16 protein-coding genes are annotated in these 19040 nt (G+C 68.7%); 5 read left to right on the forward strand and 11 right to left on the reverse strand.

All coding sequences use genetic code 11. The annotated features are described in order from the left end of the window. Nucleotide 1: 1 nt before the first annotated feature. Nucleotides 2-634: a class I SAM-dependent methyltransferase gene (locus tag AC1DHD_RS00825; protein WP_476877856.1), complete on the forward strand. Its 633-nt coding sequence runs from the start codon at nucleotides 2-4 to the stop codon at nucleotides 632-634. Between the two features lie 40 nt (nucleotides 635-674). Here AC1DHD_RS00825 and AC1DHD_RS00830 read toward each other — a convergent pair whose 3' ends face one another. Next, nucleotides 675-1847: a fatty acid desaturase family protein gene (locus AC1DHD_RS00830; protein WP_476877857.1), complete on the reverse strand. Its 1173-nt coding sequence runs from the start codon at nucleotides 1845-1847 to the stop codon at nucleotides 675-677. Between the two features lie 13 nt (nucleotides 1848-1860). Then, nucleotides 1861-2931 (reverse strand): ferredoxin reductase, encoded by a 1071-nt coding sequence (locus AC1DHD_RS00835; RefSeq protein WP_476877858.1) that lies wholly within the window; start codon nucleotides 2929-2931, stop codon nucleotides 1861-1863. 98 nt (nucleotides 2932-3029) lie between these two features. Here AC1DHD_RS00835 and AC1DHD_RS00840 point away from each other — a divergent pair, with 98 nt between their 5' ends. Next, nucleotides 3030-4232: a PucR family transcriptional regulator gene (locus AC1DHD_RS00840; protein WP_476877859.1), complete on the forward strand. Its 1203-nt coding sequence runs from the start codon at nucleotides 3030-3032 to the stop codon at nucleotides 4230-4232. 50 nt (nucleotides 4233-4282) lie between these two features. On the opposite strand, the gene AC1DHD_RS00845 is transcribed toward AC1DHD_RS00840, so the two are convergent. Together AC1DHD_RS00845 and AC1DHD_RS00850 are read right to left on the reverse strand one after the other, a co-directional pair. Next, complete coding sequence (locus AC1DHD_RS00845; protein WP_476877860.1) at nucleotides 4283-5653, reverse strand: protein kinase domain-containing protein; 1371 nt, start codon at nucleotides 5651-5653, stop codon at nucleotides 4283-4285. Nucleotides 5654-5843: 190 nt separating this feature from the next. Further along, nucleotides 5844-7457, reverse strand: a complete 1614-nt coding sequence (locus tag AC1DHD_RS00850; RefSeq protein ID WP_476877861.1) for a peptide chain release factor 3 — start codon at nucleotides 7455-7457, stop codon at nucleotides 5844-5846. A 331-nt stretch (nucleotides 7458-7788) separates the two neighbouring features. On the opposite strand from AC1DHD_RS00850, the gene disA reads away from it, so the two are divergent. Further along, nucleotides 7789-8865, forward strand: coding sequence for a DNA integrity scanning diadenylate cyclase DisA (disA, locus tag AC1DHD_RS00855; RefSeq protein ID WP_476877862.1), 1077 nt, complete (start codon nucleotides 7789-7791; stop codon nucleotides 8863-8865). A gap of 19 nt (nucleotides 8866-8884) precedes the next feature. Here the strand turns inward: disA and AC1DHD_RS00860 are convergent, their stop codons facing one another. Next, nucleotides 8885-9574: a hypothetical protein gene (locus tag AC1DHD_RS00860; protein WP_476877863.1), complete on the reverse strand. Its 690-nt coding sequence runs from the start codon at nucleotides 9572-9574 to the stop codon at nucleotides 8885-8887. 267 nt (nucleotides 9575-9841) lie between these two features. Between AC1DHD_RS00860 and AC1DHD_RS00865 the strand changes: the two genes are divergently transcribed. Further along, complete coding sequence (locus tag AC1DHD_RS00865) at nucleotides 9842-10678, forward strand: HhH-GPD family protein (protein WP_476877873.1); 837 nt, start codon at nucleotides 9842-9844, stop codon at nucleotides 10676-10678. 7 nt (nucleotides 10679-10685) lie between these two features. Here the strand turns inward: AC1DHD_RS00865 and dhaM are convergent, their stop codons facing one another. From dhaM to AC1DHD_RS00890, 5 genes are all read right to left on the reverse strand, one after another. Then, the gene (dhaM, locus tag AC1DHD_RS00870; RefSeq protein ID WP_476877864.1) at nucleotides 10686-11360 is read right to left on the reverse strand and encodes a dihydroxyacetone kinase phosphoryl donor subunit DhaM; all 675 of its coding nucleotides are present in this window, start codon (nucleotides 11358-11360) and stop codon (nucleotides 10686-10688) included. Then, entirely contained in the window at nucleotides 11357-11983 is a 627-nt protein-coding gene (dhaL, locus tag AC1DHD_RS00875) for a dihydroxyacetone kinase subunit DhaL (RefSeq protein ID WP_476877865.1), read from the reverse strand. The genes dhaM and dhaL overlap by 4 nt, the downstream gene beginning before the upstream one ends. A gap of 2 nt (nucleotides 11984-11985) precedes the next feature. Next, complete coding sequence (gene dhaK / locus AC1DHD_RS00880; protein WP_476877866.1) at nucleotides 11986-12987, reverse strand: dihydroxyacetone kinase subunit DhaK; 1002 nt, start codon at nucleotides 12985-12987, stop codon at nucleotides 11986-11988. Between the two features lie 414 nt (nucleotides 12988-13401). Further along, a complete protein-coding gene (locus tag AC1DHD_RS00885; RefSeq protein ID WP_476877867.1) occupies nucleotides 13402-13911 on the reverse strand; it encodes an amino-acid N-acetyltransferase in 510 nt (169 codons plus the stop codon). Nucleotides 13912-13980: 69 nt separating this feature from the next. Next, nucleotides 13981-16104, reverse strand: coding sequence for an alpha/beta fold hydrolase (locus AC1DHD_RS00890; protein ID WP_476877868.1), 2124 nt, complete (start codon nucleotides 16102-16104; stop codon nucleotides 13981-13983). A 124-nt stretch (nucleotides 16105-16228) separates the two neighbouring features. On the opposite strand from AC1DHD_RS00890, the gene AC1DHD_RS00895 reads away from it, so the two are divergent. Further along, a complete protein-coding gene (locus AC1DHD_RS00895) occupies nucleotides 16229-16675 on the forward strand; it encodes a Rieske (2Fe-2S) protein (protein WP_476877869.1) in 447 nt (148 codons plus the stop codon). A gap of 120 nt (nucleotides 16676-16795) precedes the next feature. Here AC1DHD_RS00895 and AC1DHD_RS00900 read toward each other — a convergent pair. After that, on the reverse strand, nucleotides 16796-19040 hold a 2245-nt coding region (locus tag AC1DHD_RS00900; protein ID WP_476877870.1), incomplete at its 5' end, for an ATP-dependent Clp protease ATP-binding subunit.

Consider the following 19040-nt stretch of genomic DNA (forward strand, 5'->3'; position numbering starts at 1 on the left):
CATGGCTGCCGCCGACCCCACGCCGTCGTTCGGACGGAACTTCGCCCGGCTGGGCCCGCGGATGGACGCGCGCGGGGCCGCGGCCCACCGGCGGCGCCTCGTAGCGGGTGCGCACGGCGCCGTCGTCGAAATCGGGGCAGGCTACGGCGCCACTTTCCCGCACTATCCGCCCGCGGTCACCGGAGTCATAGCGCTGGAACCGGACCCGACGCTCCGGGCGCTGGCAGTCACGGCCGCGGGGGCCGCGCCGGTGCCGGTGACAGTGCTCGACGGCGTCGCGGAGGCACTTCCGGCGGCGGACGCGTCAGTGGACGTCGTCGTCGCCAGCCTGGTGCTGTGCAGCGTGGCCGAACCGGCGGCCGTCCTGGCCGAGGCCGTCCGGATCCTCAAGCCCGGCGGGCGGTTGCTGTTCTACGAGCATGTCCGCTCCACGCACCGCCTGGCAGCCCTGGCGGAGGACCTGCTGACACCGCTCTGGAGCCGGCTGGCCGGGGGTTGCCATCCGAACCGGGACACCACGGCCGCCATAGTGCGGGCCGGGCTGGCCGTGGAGGACCTGGAACGGTTCGGGTTCGCGGCGCTGCCCGGCAACCCGCCGCTGGCGCACGTGCTCGGCTCGGCCGTCAAAGGCTGAGCGGCCCCGGGACCGCAGGCACCGGGGCCGCTGGTACCGCCTAGGCCTTCTTCGGCGGCAGGGCGAGCTTGAAGATCTTCGCCCAGGTGGACCCGACCTGCTTCCAGATGGGGCCGGTGGTGTAAGGCAGGCCGTAGCGCTGGCAGATTTCCCGCACCCTGGGCGCCACTTCGGCGTAGCGGTTCGAGGGCAGGTCCGGGAAGAGATGGTGCTCGATCTGGTGCGAGAGGTTGCCGGTCATCAGGTGCATGAACTTGGACCCGGAGATGTTAGCGGAGCCGATCATCTGGCGCACGTACCAGTCGCCGCGCGTCTCGCCGTCGACCATTTCCTCGGTGAACGTGTCCGTGCCGTCCGGGAAGTGCCCGCAGAAGATCACCGCGTGCGCCCAGACGTTGCGGACCGCGTTGGCGGTCAGGGTGCCGTACAGCGCCTGCTTGCCCGATCCGCTGAGCATGGCGACGGCGGGGGTGGCGGCATAATCCTTGGTGAACTGCTTGAGGGCCTTGCGGCCCAGCGCCTTGAGGTCCTTAGTGAGGGCCTCCTTGGACTTCCTGCCCTCGCGGTAGTCGACGAGCTCGAGGTCGTAGATGGCGATGCCCCACTCGAAGACCGGCGCGAGCAGCGCGTTGTAGAGCGGGTTGCCCAGGTTGAAGGGCTTCCATTCCTGCTGCGGGTCCATCCGCAGGAGGTTGTAGCCGATGTCGTTGTCCTTGCCCACCACGTTGGTCCAGCGGTGGTGCAGGTCGTTGTGGGTGTGCTGCCAGGAGCGGGCCGGTGTGACGAAGTCCCATTCCCAGGTGGTGGAGTGGATGTCCGGGTCGCGCATCCAGTCCCACTGGCCGTGCAGGATGTTGTGGCCCAGTTCCATGTTTTCCAGGATCTTGGCGAAGCTCAGCAAGGCCGTTCCAGTGGCCCAGGCGGCCTTGTTCTTGCTGACCAGCAGCGCGGCGCGGCCGGAGATCTCGAGTCCGCGCTGGATCTTGATCATCCGGCGGATGTAGGCGGCGTCATCGGAGCCGCGCTTGGCGAGGATCTCGTCCTTGATGGCATCGAGTTCGCGGCCGAGTTCAGCGACCTGCTCGTCGGACAGGTGCGCGGCGGCGGGCGGCCGCAGCAGCGGGCTGCCGGTCTCGGCCAGGGCCCCGGGCCGCTTCTTTACGACGGCGGCGCCTGCAGTTTCAGTGTCCGGCTTGTCAGCAAGTGTGGTCATAGGGTGGTTCTCCTCAGAGGTCGAGGTTAACGGGTCCGGCGGCTGCCGAAACACACGTCTGGATTAGTTGGCCCGGCTCGCCGTGGACTTCGCCGGTGCGCAGGTCCCGGACCTGGCCGGCCCGCAGCGGGATCAGGCAGCTGTGGCAGATACCCATCCGGCAGCCGCTGGGCATCAGCACCCCGGCGTCCTCGCCGACGTCGAGCAGCGGTGTGCTGCCGTCGGCGTCGACTTCGCGGTCCGAGGCCTCGAAGGTGACCAGTCCGCCGTCGTGCCCCGCACCGCCGGCCAGGCTGGTGCTGAAGCGTTCGATCGTCAGGGTTGCGGAAGGGTCGCTGCCGGGCTCGGCCGGGAGTTCCCAGAGGGCCTCGGCGTCGTCCAGGAAGCCCTCCGGGCCGCAGGCGTAGGCGGCACGCTCACGCCAGTCCGGGCACAGGGTGTCCAGTCCGGCAGGGGTGGTGAAGTCCAGCCGCCCCTGTTCGCCGGTAAACCAGTGGATGACCTTGAAGTTCGGGAACTGGTCCGCGAGCTCGGAGAGTTCCTCACGGAAGATGGCATCGGAGGCCGTCCGTGCCGTGTGGATGAGCACGACGTCGGCGTCCGGACGGCGCGGGACCAGGGTCCGGACCATCGACATCACCGGAGTGATGCCGCTGCCGGCCGTCAGCATCAGCAGCGGGCGGGGGTGCTCGGGGAGGACGAAATCGCCCTGCGGCGGCGCCAGGAAGAGGATGTCGCCGGGCTTAGTAGTGCGCACCAGCGTGCCGGAGACGGCACCCATGTCCGTCACGGTGATGGCAGGGTCCTCGCCTGCGGGGGCGCTCAGCGAGTACGAGCGCCAGTGCCTGACGCCGTTAAGCTCGACGCCGATGCGGGCCCACTGGCCTGCGCGGTGCGCTTGCCAGCCTCGGCCGGGACGGAAGAAAATGGTGGCGGAATCGACCGTTTCTGGAACCACCCGGGTGACTACGCCGCGCAACTGGCGGGCAGAGAACACGGGGTTGAACAGCGACAGAATGTCTTCTGGAGCTAGTGGGGTGGTCAGTAGAGATGCGGCGCGCGCCAGCTTACGGAGCCGGATCATTTATTAACCATATGTCAGTCTAAGTCATAATTCTTCACCCAAGGCATACGATCGACTCAGAGAAACTGTTTCCACGCAACAATTTTTGGATTTCCGCCATGGATGCTACGCCCGCCGCCCACCCCGCTTACCCCGCCTATGACCCGCCGTGGCTGGCGCTGCCGCGGGAGGTCAGCGACATGCTGCGCCCGCGAGTTCCCTTCATTGTGGAGGCCATCATCGAGGCGGTCCCCCAGCTGGTTCCCGCTTACGCCAGGCCCATCGAGGGCCGTTTTGGCCGGGGCCTGCGCCGCGGGGTCGCGACGGCGCTGGATCGGTTCCTGCAGCTTCCGGGCACCACCTTGCCGGCGCTGTCCGAGTCGAGCCGGCAGCTGGTGGCCGGACTGGGCAGCGGCGAGTTCCGGCAGGGCCGGAGCATGGATGCGCTGCTGAGCGCCTATCGGATGGGCGCGAGGGTGACGTTCCGCGAAATGTCGAAGGTCTCCGTGGACAAACACCTGGGCCAGAACGTGGTGGTGGACCTCGGGGAGTCGATCCTCGCCTACATCGACGAGCTCTCCGCGGTCAGCGCCGAGGCGTACGCCTTTGAACAGTCCGAACGCGCCGGGGCGGTGGACCGGCGCCGCACCGAACTGCTGGACCTGCTGCTGCTGGGGCAGGCGGACGAGGCGGCGCTGCGGCAGACGGCGGCGATGGCCGACTGGTCCCTTCCCGCCCGGATGGTAGTGGTGACGCTGCCGGTAGACCGCGCGGGCGGCCTGCGGCTCCGGCTCGGTCCCGGAACCCTGGTGATCGAACGCGAGACCGACGCCGTGGCGCTGGTTCCGGCGCGCACCTCCAAGGCCGCCCGGGCTGACCTGGCGAAGGCGCTCCGGGGCCGTGGCGCCGCCGTGGGGCCGGCCGGCGGCTGGGAAAAGGCTCCGGAGTCCCTGCGGCTGGCCGTGCTGGCGGCATCGGTCTTACCGCACCGCGAGGGCCCGGAGGACCCGCCGATCTGGGCGGACGAGCATCTCGCGGCGGTGGTCCTGGGCGCCGAACCCTCCGCCATCACCGAGTTGGCCAACCGACGCCTGGCACCGCTGGAGGGGCTCCGCCCGGCGCAGCGTGAACGGCTGGCCGAAACGCTGCTGTCCTGGCTCCGCCACTGGGGCCAGCGGGCGCCGGTGGCCGCCGAGCTGGGCATCCATCCGCAGACCGTTGGCTACCGGGCGGCGCAGCTGCGTGAGCTGTTCGGCGATGCGCTGGAGGATCCGGTGGCGCGGTTCGAGCTGCAACTCGCGCTGCACGCCGGGAAGCGCTGACCGGCAGACGGGGTCCGAGAAGGCCGTGCACGCGGACGCGGCGGTTGCGGTTAGCTGGCGGTCACCTCGCGGCTCTGCAGCCGCAGGTCGAGGTCGTTCATAACGATCGCGGCCAAGTCCTCGAGGGTGCGCGTGTCCTCCGCGGTGAACTTCCGCGGCTCCCGGTCCAGGATGCAGAACGTGCCGAGGTTGAAGCCGTCCGGGGTGCGCAGCGGCACCCCGGCGTAGAACTGCAGCCCGAAATCCCCGGCAACGAGCGGGTTGGACAGCGTCCGCACATCCCTCGCTGCGTCCTCGACGATCCAGGGGCCGTCCTGCAGGATCGCCGAGGCGCAAAGCCCCGGGTCCCGGCCGATCTCGGTGACCTCCGTTCCGTGGTGGGCCTTGAACCAGATCCGGTCGTGGTCCACAACGCTCACGATGGCGACCGGCACCGAGAACAGCCGGGCCGCGAGCGCCGCTATCCGGTCGAACGCGCCGTCCTGGGGGGTGTCGAGGATCCGGTACCGCTCGACGGCGCGCATCCGGCCCTCCTCGTCGTGCTCCACGGCCGCGCGCTGCTGCCGGTGCCGGCCGGCACCGTTGATGACTTCCTGGCGCAGGGCAAGGGAGACCTCCCTCGCGTGCGGCCGGGCTGCAGGGTCGCGGGACAGCATGGAGGAGAGCAGTGCCACCCACATCGGGGCTAGCTCCTCCGGGATCTGCGGGTCGTGGAGGAGCCGGGCCACCGCGGATTGGATCGGCGCGCCAGGGTACGCCATCTTGCCGGTCAGCCCCTCGAGCAGCACGAGTCCGAGCGAGTAGATGTCGCTGGCCGGGCCGGCCGGGCCGCCGCCGGCCTGCTCCGGACTCAGGTAAGCGGGAGTCCCCGAGGTGCCGCCGTCGTCGTCGGTGCGGTTGTGTCCCAGCATGGCCGCCACACCGAAGTCCGTCAGCTTTGCCCGGGGGCGGCGGTCGTCGTTGCTGTAGTCGACCAGCAGGATATTCGCCGGTTTGATGTCACGGTGCACGATCCCGCGGTGGTGGATGTAGGAGAGACCGTCGGCGAGGTCATAGCCGATGTGGGCCATATGGGCGGCGGAGAGCGGCCCCTGCAGGGACCGGTGGCGCAGGTCCTGGCCGCGGACGAGTTCCATCACGAGGTACGTGAGCCGGGCGTCGGGATTGCTGAGGTCGGCCCCTGCGTCGTACAGCGTCACCAGGGCGTGATGGCTTATCCCCGCGAGGATCCGCACTTCCTGACCCTGGCGGCGGGTGTGTTCGAGGTCGTCCGCACCGTTGCGGAAAAGCTTGACCGCCACCTCGCGCTGCAACAGTTCGTCGTGGGCCCGGTAGACGGTTGATTGGCTTCCCCTGCCAAGGAGGGCTTCGATCCGGTACCGCCCACTGAGCAGAGAGCCGGATTCCATAGTTGCTGTCAACGAGTTTTCTTGTTCCCTCGATACGGGTCCGCACATGGAATCGGACGGTGCAGTTCTTGAAGCCGACAGGATCGCCAGGCGCCCGCGAAATTAGCAAGGTTACTTATGATACCGCGGAATCCATATTCAGGAAGACCTAACCGCGGAAAAGTTTGGGCGCCCCGGCGGCAGTCCGACGGCGCCCTGCCGGTTATTTGGCCGGGTTGTGCGTGCCGATCGGCACAAGCGTCAGGTCGGGAAGGTTCTTCTCGATCCGGCGCAGCGCCCAGACGTCGTTGAAGAGGGCCAGGTATTCGCCGTCGGAACGCAGCAGCACCTCTGCGCCCTGGACGTTGGCCAGTGCGGGCATGGCGTCCGCCGTCGTGATCCGCGCCAGCGAGTAGGGCAGCCGCTCCAGCCGCATCGGGGCGCTGAAGTCGTGCGCCATCCGGTCCTCGACCACTTCGAACTGCATGGGGCCGACGGCGGCCAGCACGGGCGCCTGGTCACCGCGGATGTCCGACCGGAGTACCTGGATCACGCCCTCGTGCTCCAGCTGTTCGATGCCACGGCGGAACTGCTTGAAACGGCTGGGGTCCTTGGAGCGGGCCACCTGGAAGTGCTCCGGGGCGAACAGCGGGATGGCCGGGAACTCCACGGGCTGTTCCAGGAACAGGCTGTCCCCGACGCGCAGCGACGAGGCGTTCACCAGGCCCACGACATCACCGGGGAAGGCCTCGTCAATCACTTCGCGTTCCCGGCCGAACACCTGCTGGGCGTATTTTGTGGCGAACGATTTTCCGGTGCGGCCCTGGGTGACCACCATGCCGCGCTCAAAGACGCCTGAGCAGACCCGGATGAAGGCCACGTGGTCACGGTGCGCCTTGTTCATACCGGCCTGGACCTTGAAGACGAACCCGGCGAACGGGGCGTCCACCGGCCGGGCGGCGCCGTCGACGTCGGGCCGGGGTGCTGCCGGCGGTGCGAAGTCCACCAGGGCGTCGAGGATTTCCTTCACGCCGAAGTTCAGGGCGGCGGAGCTGAACAGAATCGGCGTCGCCTTGCCCGCATGGAAGGCGTCGACGTCGAACGCGAGGTTGGACTCGATCACCAGGCCGGCGTCGTCGAGGGCGTTGGACCAGTCGCCGCCCTGGCTCTCTGCCGCCTCCTCCGGGGTGAAGTACTCGGTGAGGGCAATGTTGGCGCCGGCGTTGTTGCGCTTGAACTGGGCAAACCGGTCGTTGCGCAGGTCCCAGACGCCGCGGAAGTCACCGGAGATGCCGACGGCCCACGTCAGCGGCATGGGCTGCAGTCCGGTGCGTTCGGTGATCTCGTCCATGAGGGCCAGGGCATCGAGTCCGGGCCGGTCCCACTTGTTGATCACGGTGATGATGGGCAGGTTCCGCTGCTTGCAGACCTCGAAAAGCTTCATGGTCTGGGTTTCCAGGCCTTTGGCGGCGTCCACCAGCATCACTGCGCAGTCGACGGCGGCCAGCACGCGGTAGGTGTCTTCGGAGAAGTCAGCGTGTCCGGGAGTGTCCAGGAGGTTGATGACGGTGTCGCGGTAGGCGAACTGCAGGGCCGCCGAGCTGATCGAGATGCCGCGGTCCTTTTCCATCTGCATCCAGTCGGAGACGGTTTCCTTGCGGTTGGCCTTGCCGCTGGAGGCGCCGGCGGTGCCGATCACCTTGGCGTGCAGGGCCAAGGCTTCGGTCAGGGTGGACTTGCCGGCGTCAGGGTGGGAAATGACTGCGAAGGTCCGTCGCCGGGCTGCCTGCTTGTGAATCTCCTGGACTCGGGCGGGGCTGTGGACTTCTTGAGACACGGTGCTACTTTCGCTGCGGCTGTGGACGGGTCACGGCGCGGAGAGCCCGCGGTACACCCAAGGCTCCAAGTTTATCGCAGGCGGCGGCTGGCCCGGGCTGGCCGGCGAAAATGCGGTTTCCGGCGCCGCCCGGAGAGACAGTTCCGCGGCACCTCCGGACGGACCGTGATGGGCCACTTTGGGGCTTGTCCGTGCGGAAACCGGGCCGGGTTGCCCCTATGATGGTCCATACGGGAAACCGGGCATTTTTGTTCTTGCCGGCCTATGATCGAAAACCGATAAAAACCGGCGCACTAGCGGACTGCGTTCCGCACCTTTGAAGGGAAAACCTATGGCTCGGAGTCCCGAAGATGCACTGAAGGCGACGCTGGCCAGGGTTGCACCGGGGACGGCCCTGCGGGATGGCCTGGAGCGTATCCTCCGCGGACGGACCGGAGCCCTGATCGTGCTGGGCATGGATAAGACCATCGAGTCCATCTGCTCCGGCGGCTTCGAAATCGGCATCGATTTCTCCCCCACCCGGTTGCGTGAACTGGCGAAAATGGACGGCGCCATCGTCTGTGACAAGGATGCCGGGAACATCCTGCGCGCCGGTGTCCAGCTGGTGCCGGACTCAAGCATCGAAACCCAGGAAACGGGCACCCGGCACCGGACCGCGGAACGTGTGGCCATCCAGTCCGGTGTCCCGGTGGTTTCGGTGAGCCAGTCGATGCAGATCATCGCGCTCTACGTCAACGGCCTGCGGCACGTCCTGGAGGGCTCCGAAAAGGTCCTGGCCCGCGCCAACCAGGCCCTCGCCACCCTGGAACGGTACCGCTCACGTTTGGACCAGGTGACCAGCTCCCTTTCGGCGCTGGAGATCGAGGCGATGGTGACGGTCCGGGACGTCGCTGTGACCCTGCAGCGCCAGGAAATGGTCCGGCGCATTTCCGAGGAGATCTCCCAGTACGTCCTGGAACTCGGCGAGGACGGCCGCCTGCTCTCGCTCCAGCTGGACGAACTGACGGTGGGCCGCGGCCCCGGCAGCGACGTCATCATCCGTGACTACTCCAGCCCCAGCGCCTCCGCCGCGGACATTGAGGACGCCGTCAAGTCCCTGGTGAACCTGGGCCCCACCGAACTTATCGACCTCGGCAGGATCGCGGGCATCGTCGGTTTCGCCGGCGGCGAGGCCAACCTCGACGCCGTGGTGCAGCCGCGCGGCTACCGTCTGCTCTCGGGCCTGAAGGCCGTGCCGAAGGCTGTGGCCGACCGCCTGGTGGACCACTTCGGCGGACTGCAGTTCCTGATGGCGGCCACAATCGATGATCTGATGACAGTTGACGGCATCGGCGACCAGCGCGCCCGGACGGTCCGTGAAGGGCTGAGCCGGATGGCCGAGGCCAGCCTGCTGGACCGGTTCCTCTAAGGCATTCGGCGTCCGGGGCCTAGCCGAGCTGGAAGACGGCCTTGGGGCTGGTCTTGTTGCCGAGCCGTGCTGTGAAGACGTAGTAGGCGCCGCCGCCGCCGGGCTGGGCGTCGACCACCTTGCAGCCCTCGGTGGAGCGTTTGCGGTTCCACGGGAAGTTCGCAGTCTCGGTCCGGCCGGCGGGGATTTTCTTGACCAGGTCATCGCTCTCCGCCTGGCAGTCCCGGGAGGAGAAAATCCGGTCCGACCCGCTGGTGACCAGATACTCCATCTGTGAAGTGCCGATGTTGACCTCGCACGCCACCCGGTTCTTGTTGGTGACCTTCAAGGTCAGCAGCGGGCTCTCGTCGGGGCCGTAGGCGGCCTTGTCAGTTGACGCGGTGACAGTCAGGAGCTTTTCGTCGCAGCCCGCGCCCGAGGTGGACGTGGGGGTGGCGGACGGGTCGGGGCCGCCAGTAGCGCCCGGGGTCTGCGGGGAATCGGAGGCCGTGGCCGCCGGCGCCGGTCCCTTGAGGGCGGCCGAAATCGCCGCGAAACCTCCAACGGCGAGCGCGATGACCAGCAGCAGGACGGCCCCCACAACCAGCCTGCGCCGGCGGTAGACGGGGCTGAGGGGTTTCCGGGCCGGCCGGCGGCCGGCCCCGGCCTTTGCGCCGGAGGAACCCTTCGGTCCCGAGCCGCGCGTTCCTGAGTTGCCTTGCCTGACCATGCTTCTAGGCTAGAGAACGCTGCGGGTAATGCTGCCCCACCACGCCGCCGGCCGCCTTATGGTGCGCGTCTCTATTAAGCTGGGTCGATCAAAGCATTAGCCGAACCCCCAGCCCTTCCAGCAACCGCGCCCGTGCCGGTCCCGCCTGCCCCGGCCGCGCCAGCCCCACTCATTCCGTTGGCCGAACTGCACACCGCCCTGGCGTCCTGGTTCGCCGGGACGGCCCGGGACCTCCCGTGGCGCGACGCCGGCTGCTCCGCCTGGGGCGTGCTGGTCAGCGAGGTCATGCTTCAGCAAACCCCGGTGGTCCGGGTGCTGCCCGTGTGGGAAGAGTGGCTTCGGCGCTGGCCGGCTCCGGCCGATCTTGCCCGGGAAGCTGCCGGCGAGGCCGTCCGGTCCTGGGGCCGGCTGGGCTATCCGCGGCGTGCCCTCCGGCTGCATGCTGCCGCCACCGCCATCGTGGAAAACCACGGCGGCGAGGTTCCCGGGAATTACCCGGAGCTGCTGGAGCTGCCGGGGGTGGGCAGCTACACGGCGGCCGCCGTCGCCGCGTTCGCGTTTGGCCGCCGGGCGACGGTGGTGGACACCAACATCCGCCGGGTCCACGCACGGCTGTTCGCCGGATCCGCGCTGCCGGCGCCGGCCCTGACGGCCGCTGAAATGCGGCTGGCCGAGCAACTGCTGCCCCACGACGGCGCAGAGTCCGTGCGCTGGAACGCCGCGGTGATGGAGCTGGGTGCGCTGGTCTGCACCGCCCGGGCGCCCAAGTGCGGCAGCTGCCCGGTCCGAGGAGCCTGCGCCTGGCTCGCGGCCGGCGAACCGGCGCCCACCTACACTCCCAAGGGGCAGGCCTGGCATGGCACGGACCGGCAGGTCCGCGGGGCGGTGATGGCGGTCCTGCGGCTGGCCGAGTCCCCCGTTGCCCGCGAACTGTTCTCGGATGCCCCGGCGGACCTGGGCTTCGAAGCGGACGGGATCGGCGTACCGCTCGCAGCGCTGCACCGGCTGAATCCGGCGCCCGAACAGCTGGACCGGGCCATTGCGGGGCTGCTCAGCGACGGCCTCGCCGAACTGCAGCCCGCGGGTTTGCGGCTTCCGGGCTGAGGACGCCCTAGGGTTCGCCGAAGCCGGCCTTGATCAGCCCGCCGAGGTAGTCCACGGCCCGGGCAGCGTCCGCGCCGCTCGCCTCGATGTGCAGCACCGTCCCCTTGCCGGCGCCAAGCATCATCAGCTCCGTCATGGAGGCGCCGTCGACGCCGTTGACGGTCACCTCCGCGTCCATCCCGGCAAGGCCGCCGGCGATTTTCGCAGCGGGCCGGGCGTGCATGCCCGCCTGGTTGATCAGTTCGAAGTCGCCTTGGGCGTCCGGCGGTTGCTGGTGCGGGTGCCCGGCTGCATGCGGATGCGCCGGTGGACGGTAGACAGCTTCAGCCGCCTCCTTGACCGTCGCGGCGTCGGCGCCGGCCTGGGCCGATACCGCGGCCGCCACCAGTCCCTCGATCAGCGGGGCCTCGGCCAGGTGGATCGAGCCCGGGTCGGCGGCGAACTCCACCGCGGACTCCGCCGTCATCACCGCGGAGCCGAGGTCAGTAAGCACCACAACGCCGCTGTCCCCGGCGGCCCGTTCGAGGGCGTCCATGACCTTTTCCAGGCTGGTGCCGATCCGCCCGTCGTCGGTGCCGCCCGCCGCCAGGATCGTCACGTCGGGCGCCATTTGGGCGGCGAGTTCGACGGCGCCGTCGGCGATTTTCTCGCTGTGCGAGACGACGACGAGCGCGACGGTCATCCGGCCGCCCCCGCGGCAGCCCGCAGGATCAGGGCGGTGGAGACGGCGCCCGGGTCGCGGTGGCCGATACTGCGCTCCCCCAGGTAGCTGGCGCGGCCTTTGCGGGCCTGCATGGGATCGGTGGAGACGGCGCCGGCCTCGGCTGCCTCGGCGGCCGCCACCAGGACCTCCCGGACGTCGCCGGCACCGGCTGCTGCGGCGGAGGCGTCCACGGCGGGCGTCCAGGCGTCCACCATCGTCTTGTCCCCGGATTCGGCCTTGCCGCGCGCCACAATTCCGTCGCGGGCGGCCTGCAGGGCTCCCGCGAGGGTGGCGGCGTCGATGTCGGCGGCGTCCCCGAGTGCCGTGGCAGCGCGGAGGAACGCTGTTCCGTAGAGCGGACCGGCCGCGCCGCCCACCTTCGACATCAGGGTCATGGCGGTCAGCTTGAGGGCAGCCCCGGCGGTCTCGGGCGGCGTCTCAGCGAGCTTGTCCATCACAGCTTTGAAGCCGCGGTCCATGTTCTCGCCGTGGTCCGAGTCGCCGATCGGCCGGTCCAGTTCGATTAGTTCCACCCGGTGCTCCGCCATGGCCTCCGCGGACAGTGTCAGCCACCGCACCGCCCAGCCGACATCCAGGCCCATGCTCAGGCTCCCCAGCGCAGGGCGGCGGTGTGCACCGGCGCGTCCCACAGCCCGGTCATCTCGTCATCGAGGCGCAGGACCGTGATGGAGCAGCCCTGCATTTCCAGGGCCGTGATGTAGTTGCCCACCAGTGAGCGGGCCACGGTGACGCCCTGGTCCGCGAGCCGCTGCGCCGCCCGGCGGTAGACGATGTACAGCTCGCTCTGCGGGGTGCCGCCCATTCCGTTGACGAACAGCAGGACCTTATCGCCCGAGGCGAGCCCGAGGTCGCTGACCACCGGGTCCAGCAGGCGGTCCGTGATGCCGTCGGCAGGTTCCATCGCGATTTTCTGCCGGCCGGGCTCGCCATGGATGCCGATGCCGATCTCGATTTCGTTGTCCTCAAGCTCGAAGCTTGGCACCCCGGCGTGCGGAACGGTGCACGCGCTCAGGGCGACGCCCATGCTGCGGACGTTCTGGTTGACGCGGTCACCGATGGCGGCGACGGCGTCCAGGCTGTCGCCGCGCTCGGCGGCGGCGCCGGCGATTTTCTCGATCAGGACGGTGCCTCCGACGCCCCGGCGTCCGGCGGTGTAGAGCGAATCCTGCACGGCGACGTCGTCGTTGACCAGCACGGTGCGGACTTCCACGCCCTCGGCCTGGGCCAGCTCGGCGGCGGTCTCGAAGTTCAGGACGTCGCCGGTGTAGTTCTTGACGATGTGCACGACGCCGGCGCCGGAGTTGACGGCCAGTGTGGCGGGTAGGATCTGGTCCGGGGTAGGCGAGGTGAAGACCGCTCCCGGTACAGCGGCGTCGAGCATGCCCATGCCCACGTAGCCGCCGTGCAGGGGTTCGTGTCCGCTGCCGCCACCGGAGACGAGCCCGACCTTACCGGCCACCGGGGCGTCCTTGCGGACGATGAATTTTGGATCCGGATGGACGGTCACGAGGTCGGCGTGCGCCAGCCCAAACCCCTCCACTGACTCGTCGACCACTGCTTTGGGATCGTTGATGAGTTTCTTCATGGCTGTGCTCCCTGGATGGTTGTCCTGGCTGCTTGTCTCGACCCTACTACCGGGGCCCGACCATTGGTAGGCTCCGGATTCCGCCCCCGCAGGAGCGTTCAGGTGCCTGGTGTGGCCTGTGGTGTAAAGCCCGGCCAGGCGCCGGGACCAAGGGCGGTCCGGGCCTGCAGCCTGCGGGCGGCGGCGTCATCGGCCCCGGCGCCAGGGCCGGAGCCTAAGGCGGGGTCCGTGCCGGATGGATCCGGCTGGACGGGCGCGGCGTCGATCGACATTTGAAATGCGGAGAAATCTGGAAAAACCACGCGATTGTGCAATTTCTGCCTCCGAAGCTGGTGGCCCTCCCCATTGGGCCGCCATCAGTTTATCCACCATGTTGATTTGGCGGAAGGCCCGTTCGGCAGGGGCAGCTGAGGCTTAGATCGTACGGATCATCCGGGTGTTGCCGAGGGTGTTGGGCTTCACCCGGGCGAGGTCCAGGAACTCCGCAACACCCTCGTCATGCGAGCGCAGGAGCTCCGAATACACCACTGGATCCACGGCCGTCTGGTCCGCCATCACGTCAAAGCCGTGTTTCTTGAAGAAGTCCACCTCGAAGGTAAGGCAGAACACCCGGGAGATGCCCAGCGCCTTGCCGTCCTCCAGCAGCCGCTCCACCAGCAGGTGGCCGACGCCCTTGCCGCGCCACGCATCGGAGGTGGCCAGGGTGCGCACCTCCGCAAGGTCCTCCCACATCACGTGCAGTGCCCCGCAGCCGATCACCTCGCCGTCGGCCGCTTCGGCTATCCGGAACTCCTGCAGGCTCTCGTAATAGGCCACCGTTTCCTTGGCCATGAGGATCCGCTGATCGGCCAGGGGTGCCACGAGGGTCTTGATGGCGGCGACGTCGCCGGTGCGGGCCGGGCGGATGCGGATCGAGTCAGTCACAGCCCCAATCCTACGGCGCGGGTTGCGGGAGGCCCGCGCCGGGCCCCGAGCAGGGGCCCGGCGGGGGGTTTAGAGGCCCAGCTCGTCCGGCACGGGCAGGTCCTTGTCCAGCAGGTTCCGGGCCAGGAAGTGCTCGACGACGCCGTACCAGACCTTGGCATGCTGCGGCTGCAGGATCCAGTGGTTTTCGTCCGGGAAGTACAGGAACCGGTGCTCGGTCTCGCCGTTCTCGTCGGCCGCCAGCTGCGATTTGGACAGCAGCTCGTACCAGAGCCGCAGCCCCTCCCCAATGGGCACCCGGTAGTCCTTGTCGCCGTGGATGACCAGCATCGGGGTGCGGATGTTCTCCACGTGCAGGTGGGGCGAGTTCTCCGCGGCCATCTCCACGGTCATTTCCTTGAGCCAGTACTGCGCGGCGTCGGTGGTCGGACCGAACTGGTCCAGGGCCCACAGGCTGGCATGCGTGACGATCGCCTTGAACCGGTCCGTGTGCCCGGCCACCCAGTTGGCCATGTAGCCGCCGAAAGACCCGCCCATGGCCGCGGTGCGCGTCTCGTCGATGTCGGCGCGCTGCTCCACGGCGTCCGTGATGGCCATCAGGTCCTGGAAGGGTGCCTTGCCCCATTCGCCCCAGCCGCGCTGGATGTGAGCCTGGCCGTAGCCGGTGGACAGGGCCGGGTCCGGGAGCAGGACGGCGTAGCCGCGGGCCACCAGCAGCCACGGGTTCCAGCGCCAGGTCCAGGCGTTCCAGGATCCCAGCGGGCCGCCGTGGATCCAGAGCAGCAGCGGGGCCGGGTTGCCGGCCGAGGCGCCTTCCGGCAGTGCGAGGTAGCCGGGAACGCGGTCGCCGGTGGCGGACGTGGTTTCCACCCGCTCCAGCGTGCCGCGGTAGGCCGGGCGGTCGGCGGGCGCCGGCAACCTGGTGACCTCGCCGCTGGCCAGGTCGATCCGGACCGCTTCGGCGGGGAATTCGTAGGAGCTACGCAGGGCGTAGGCCGCCGTTCCGTCCGGCGAAACCGAAAGATCGGTGTACGCGGCGGCGTCGGCCGTCAGGCGCACCGGGGCCGCATCGCCGGCTGCGTTGCCTGCGTCGTCGGGCACGTCGATCCGGAATACCGGGGACGCGCCGTCGTCGTCCGCGGTCACCAGCAGGGCAGAACCGTCCGGCAGCCAGGCGGCGGGGTGGGGCCAGCGGTCCCAGTTGTGCGCGAGCGGAGTCAGTTCCGCGTCCGGGGTGCCGAGGTCGAGGAGGTGCAGTGACACCCGTGGCGCCTGTTCCGGCGTGGTGTCGGATTCGCTGACCACGGCGAGGGTCCGGCCGTCCGGGCTGACCGGGCCGGGGAAGTAGCTCATGCCTTCGGTGTCCAGCAGGACCTGCCGCGTGCCGGTGGCGACGTCCACGGCCACCAGCATGGTCCGGGAGTCCGCGTTGGCCAGGGGCCGGGTGAAGGTGCTGTAGAGGGTCTTCCCGTCGGGGCTGACCACGGTTTCAGCGTCGCGCAGCCCGTTGCCGGCATCCGGGGTCAGGTTCCGCAGCTTGACCGGGGCCGCGGCGTCCACGGTCGCGGGCTTGCCGGGTTCCGGCTGGTCCCCGGGTACGACGGCGAAGAGGCGCGGCTGGGCGGGGCCCAGGTCCGCGTCCCAGTACCGCACGGGATAGCCGCTGTGCAGGATCGCGGCCACCTTGTTGTCCTGCCTGGCCTTGCGGCGCTCCTCGTCGTTATCCTCGCCGGTGGACCCGGCGAGGACTGAGGCCGTGACGAACAGTGCGTCCGCCTGTTTAGCGGCCAGCAGGCCGCTAACGCCGCCGGCCCGTGACAACGCAACCCGGGCCTCGCCGCCGTCGGCAGGAAGGACCCAGAGGGCATTGACCGGATCGGCGTCCGGGCTTTCCGGGTCGGGACGCGCGGAAGTGAAGTAGAGGCTGCCATCGGCGGCGAACACGGCGCCGGCCTCCCCCTTGGCGCTGCGCGTGATCCGCCGGGCCTGCTTCTTCCCGGCCGGATCCAGTTCCCAGAGGGCGGTGCGGTACTCGGTGCCCTTGTCGTTCAGCGTGGCCACGGTGGTGACCAGCCTTCTGCCGTCCGGGCTGAGGGCCAGGCCGCTGACCCTGGGGATCGCGAGGTAGTGGTCCAGGTCGTGGAACGGGGTCTCGGGCTGTTCAGCCGGGGTCTGCATGTCAGTAGAAGCCATGCCCCGATTCAACACGCCTTGTGCCCCGGATCACACTCCGTTCACTGAGAGTGAAACACTCACTTCAGACTGAAATGCTGCCGAATCGGAGCGGACTTTCAGGGAGTGTTGGCATGATGGGTCCATGAACCCTGAAAAGTCCTTGCCCCGACGCTCCCTACTCCTTGGTGCCGGCGCCCTGGGCGGCAGCGCCTTGGGCCTCTCGGCCTGCGCAGGTTCGCCCGCTGGGCCGCCGTCGTCCTCAGCGGCAGCGGGCCCGTCGGTGCCGGCTGGCACCGCCGTCCGGATCGGCAAGTTGAGCGAGGTGAAGGTCGGCTCCACCGCCACGGGAAACATCAATGGCAAGACGGTGGTGATCTTCCGGCAGGATGACAAGACCGTCGTGGCGTACGACGCGGCCTGCACCCACGCCGGCTGCCCGGTGGCCCCGGCCGGACAGGACTTCCAGTGCCCGTGCCATGGATCCTCCTTCAAGGGCTCCGACGGCAGCGTGGTCAACGGTCCGGCACAGGCGCCGCTGGCGAAGCTGAACGCGGCCATCGACGGCGAGTGGATCACGGTCAAAGCCTGAGGCCTGCCGGGCAGGACCGACGCGGGCCGACGCAGGACAGACGGCAGCACAGACGCACAGAGGGCCCCGGCCGCTTCCTGGGAAGCGGCCGGAGCCCTCTTGCATTCGTAGCTTTTGCGCCTAGACGCTCGGAGCGATCTCCGGGATGCGCGGCTTGGCGTTACCGGCGAAGGTGAACTTCGCCTCGTCGCCTTCACCCTCGACGTCCACCACCACGATGTCGCCGGAGTGCAGTTCGCCGAAGAGGATCTTCTCGGAGAGCTGGTCCTCGATCTCGCGCTGGATGGTCCGGCGCAGCGGCCGGGCGCCCATCGCGGGATCGTAGCCGCGGGTGGCGAGCAGCACCTTGGCCGCGGGCGTGAGCTCGATGCCCATGTCCTTGTCCTTGAGGCGCTTCTCGAGGCGGTTGACGAACAGGTCCACGATCTCGATGATCTCGTCCTGGGTCAGCTGCGGGAAGACCACGACGTCGTCAACACGGTTCAGGAACTCGGGGCGGAAGTGCTGCTTGAGCTCCTCCGTGACCCGGGCGCGCATCCGGTTGTAGCCGGTCTGCGTGTCCGTGCCGGACTGGAAGCCGGTTGCAACGCTCTTGGAGATGTCCCGGGTGCCGAGGTTCGTGGTCATGATGATCACGGTGTTCTTGAAGTCCACCACACGGCCCTGGGAGTCGGTGAGGCGGCCGTCTTCGAGGATCTGCAGGAGCGAGTTGAAGAGGTCGGCGTGGGCCTTCTCCACTTCGTCGAACAGGACCACGGAGAACGGACGACGCCGGACCTTCTCGGTCAGCTGGCCGCCTTCCTCGTAGCCCACGTAGCCCGGAGGGGCACCGAAGAGCCGGGACACGGTGTGCTTTTCCGAGTACTCGGACATGTCCAGCGTGATGAGGGCGTCTTCCTCGCCGAACAGGAACTCCGCGAGGGCCTTGGCGAGCTCGGTCTTGCCGACGCCGGTGGGGCCGGCGAAGATGAACGAGCCGCCCGGGCGCTTCGGATCCTTGAGGCCCGCACGGGTGCGGCGGATCGCCTGGGACAGGGCCTTGATGGCCTCGTCCTGGCCGACAACACGCTTGTGCAGTTCGTCTTCCATCTTCAGCAGGCGCGAGGACTCTTCCTCGGTCAGCTTGAAGACCGGGATACCGGTGGAGTTCGCCAGCACCTCGGCGATGAGATCCTCATCCACCTCGGAGATGTCGTCCATGCCGCCGGTCTTCCACTGGCGTTCCTTCTCCGCACGCTCGGCAATGAGCTTCTGCTCCTTGTCGCGCAGTGCGGCGGCGCCCTCGAAGTCCTGCGCATCGATCGCGGATTCCTTCTCGAGCTTCATGGCCGAGATCTTCTCGTCCATGACCTTGAGCTCCGGCGGGGCGGTCATGCGGCGGATGCGCAGCCGCGCGCCGGCCTCGTCGATCAGGTCGATGGCCTTGTCCGGCAGGAACCGGTCCGAGATGTAGCGCTCGGACAGGCTGGCCGCCGAAGCGAGTGCGCCGTCGGTGATGGTCACGCGGTGGTGCGCCTCGTAGCGGTCACGCAGGCCCTTGAGGATCTCGATCGCGTCGGCGACGGAGGGCTCCTTGACCTGGATCGGCTGGAAGCGGCGCTCCAGGGCGGCGTCCTTCTCGATGTGCTTGCGGTATTCATCCAGGGTGGTGGCGCCGATGGTCTGGAGTTCGCCACGGGCCAGCATGGGCTTCAGGATCGACGCGGCGTCGATGGCGCCCTCGGCGGCACCGGCACCCACCAGCGTGTGGATCTCGTCGATGAACAGGATGATGTCACCACGGGTGCGGATTTCCTTCAGCACCTTCTTCAGGCGCTCTTCGAAGTCACCGCGGTAGCGGGAGCCGGCCACCAGGGACCCGAGGTCCAGGGTGTAGAGCTGCTTGTCCTTGATGGTCTCGGGGACGTCGCCGCGGACAATCGCCTGGGCGAGGCCTTCGACGACGGCGGTCTTGCCGACGCCGGGCTCACCGATCAGCACCGGGTTGTTCTTGGTGCGGCGGGAAAGGACCTGCATTACGCGTTCCATTTCCTGCTCGCGTCCGATCACCGGGTCAAGCTTGTTCTCCCGGGCGGCCTGGGTCAGGTTGCGGCCGAACTGGTCGAGGACCACCGAGCCGGCCGGGGTGCCTTCAGCCTGGCCGGAGCCGACGCCTGCGCCGGTGGTTTCCTTGCCCTGGTAGCCGGAGAGCAGCTGGATGACCTGCTGGCGGACACGGTTCAGGTCCGCTCCGAGCTTGACCAGCACCTGGGCCGCGACGCCCTCGCCCTCACGGATGAGGCCGAGCAGGATGTGCTCGGTGCCGATGTAGTTGTGGCCCAGCTGCAGGGCCTCGCGCAGCGAGAGTTCCAGCACCTTCTTGGCC

This window comes from Arthrobacter sp. 05L45_2, assembly GCF_056397525.1.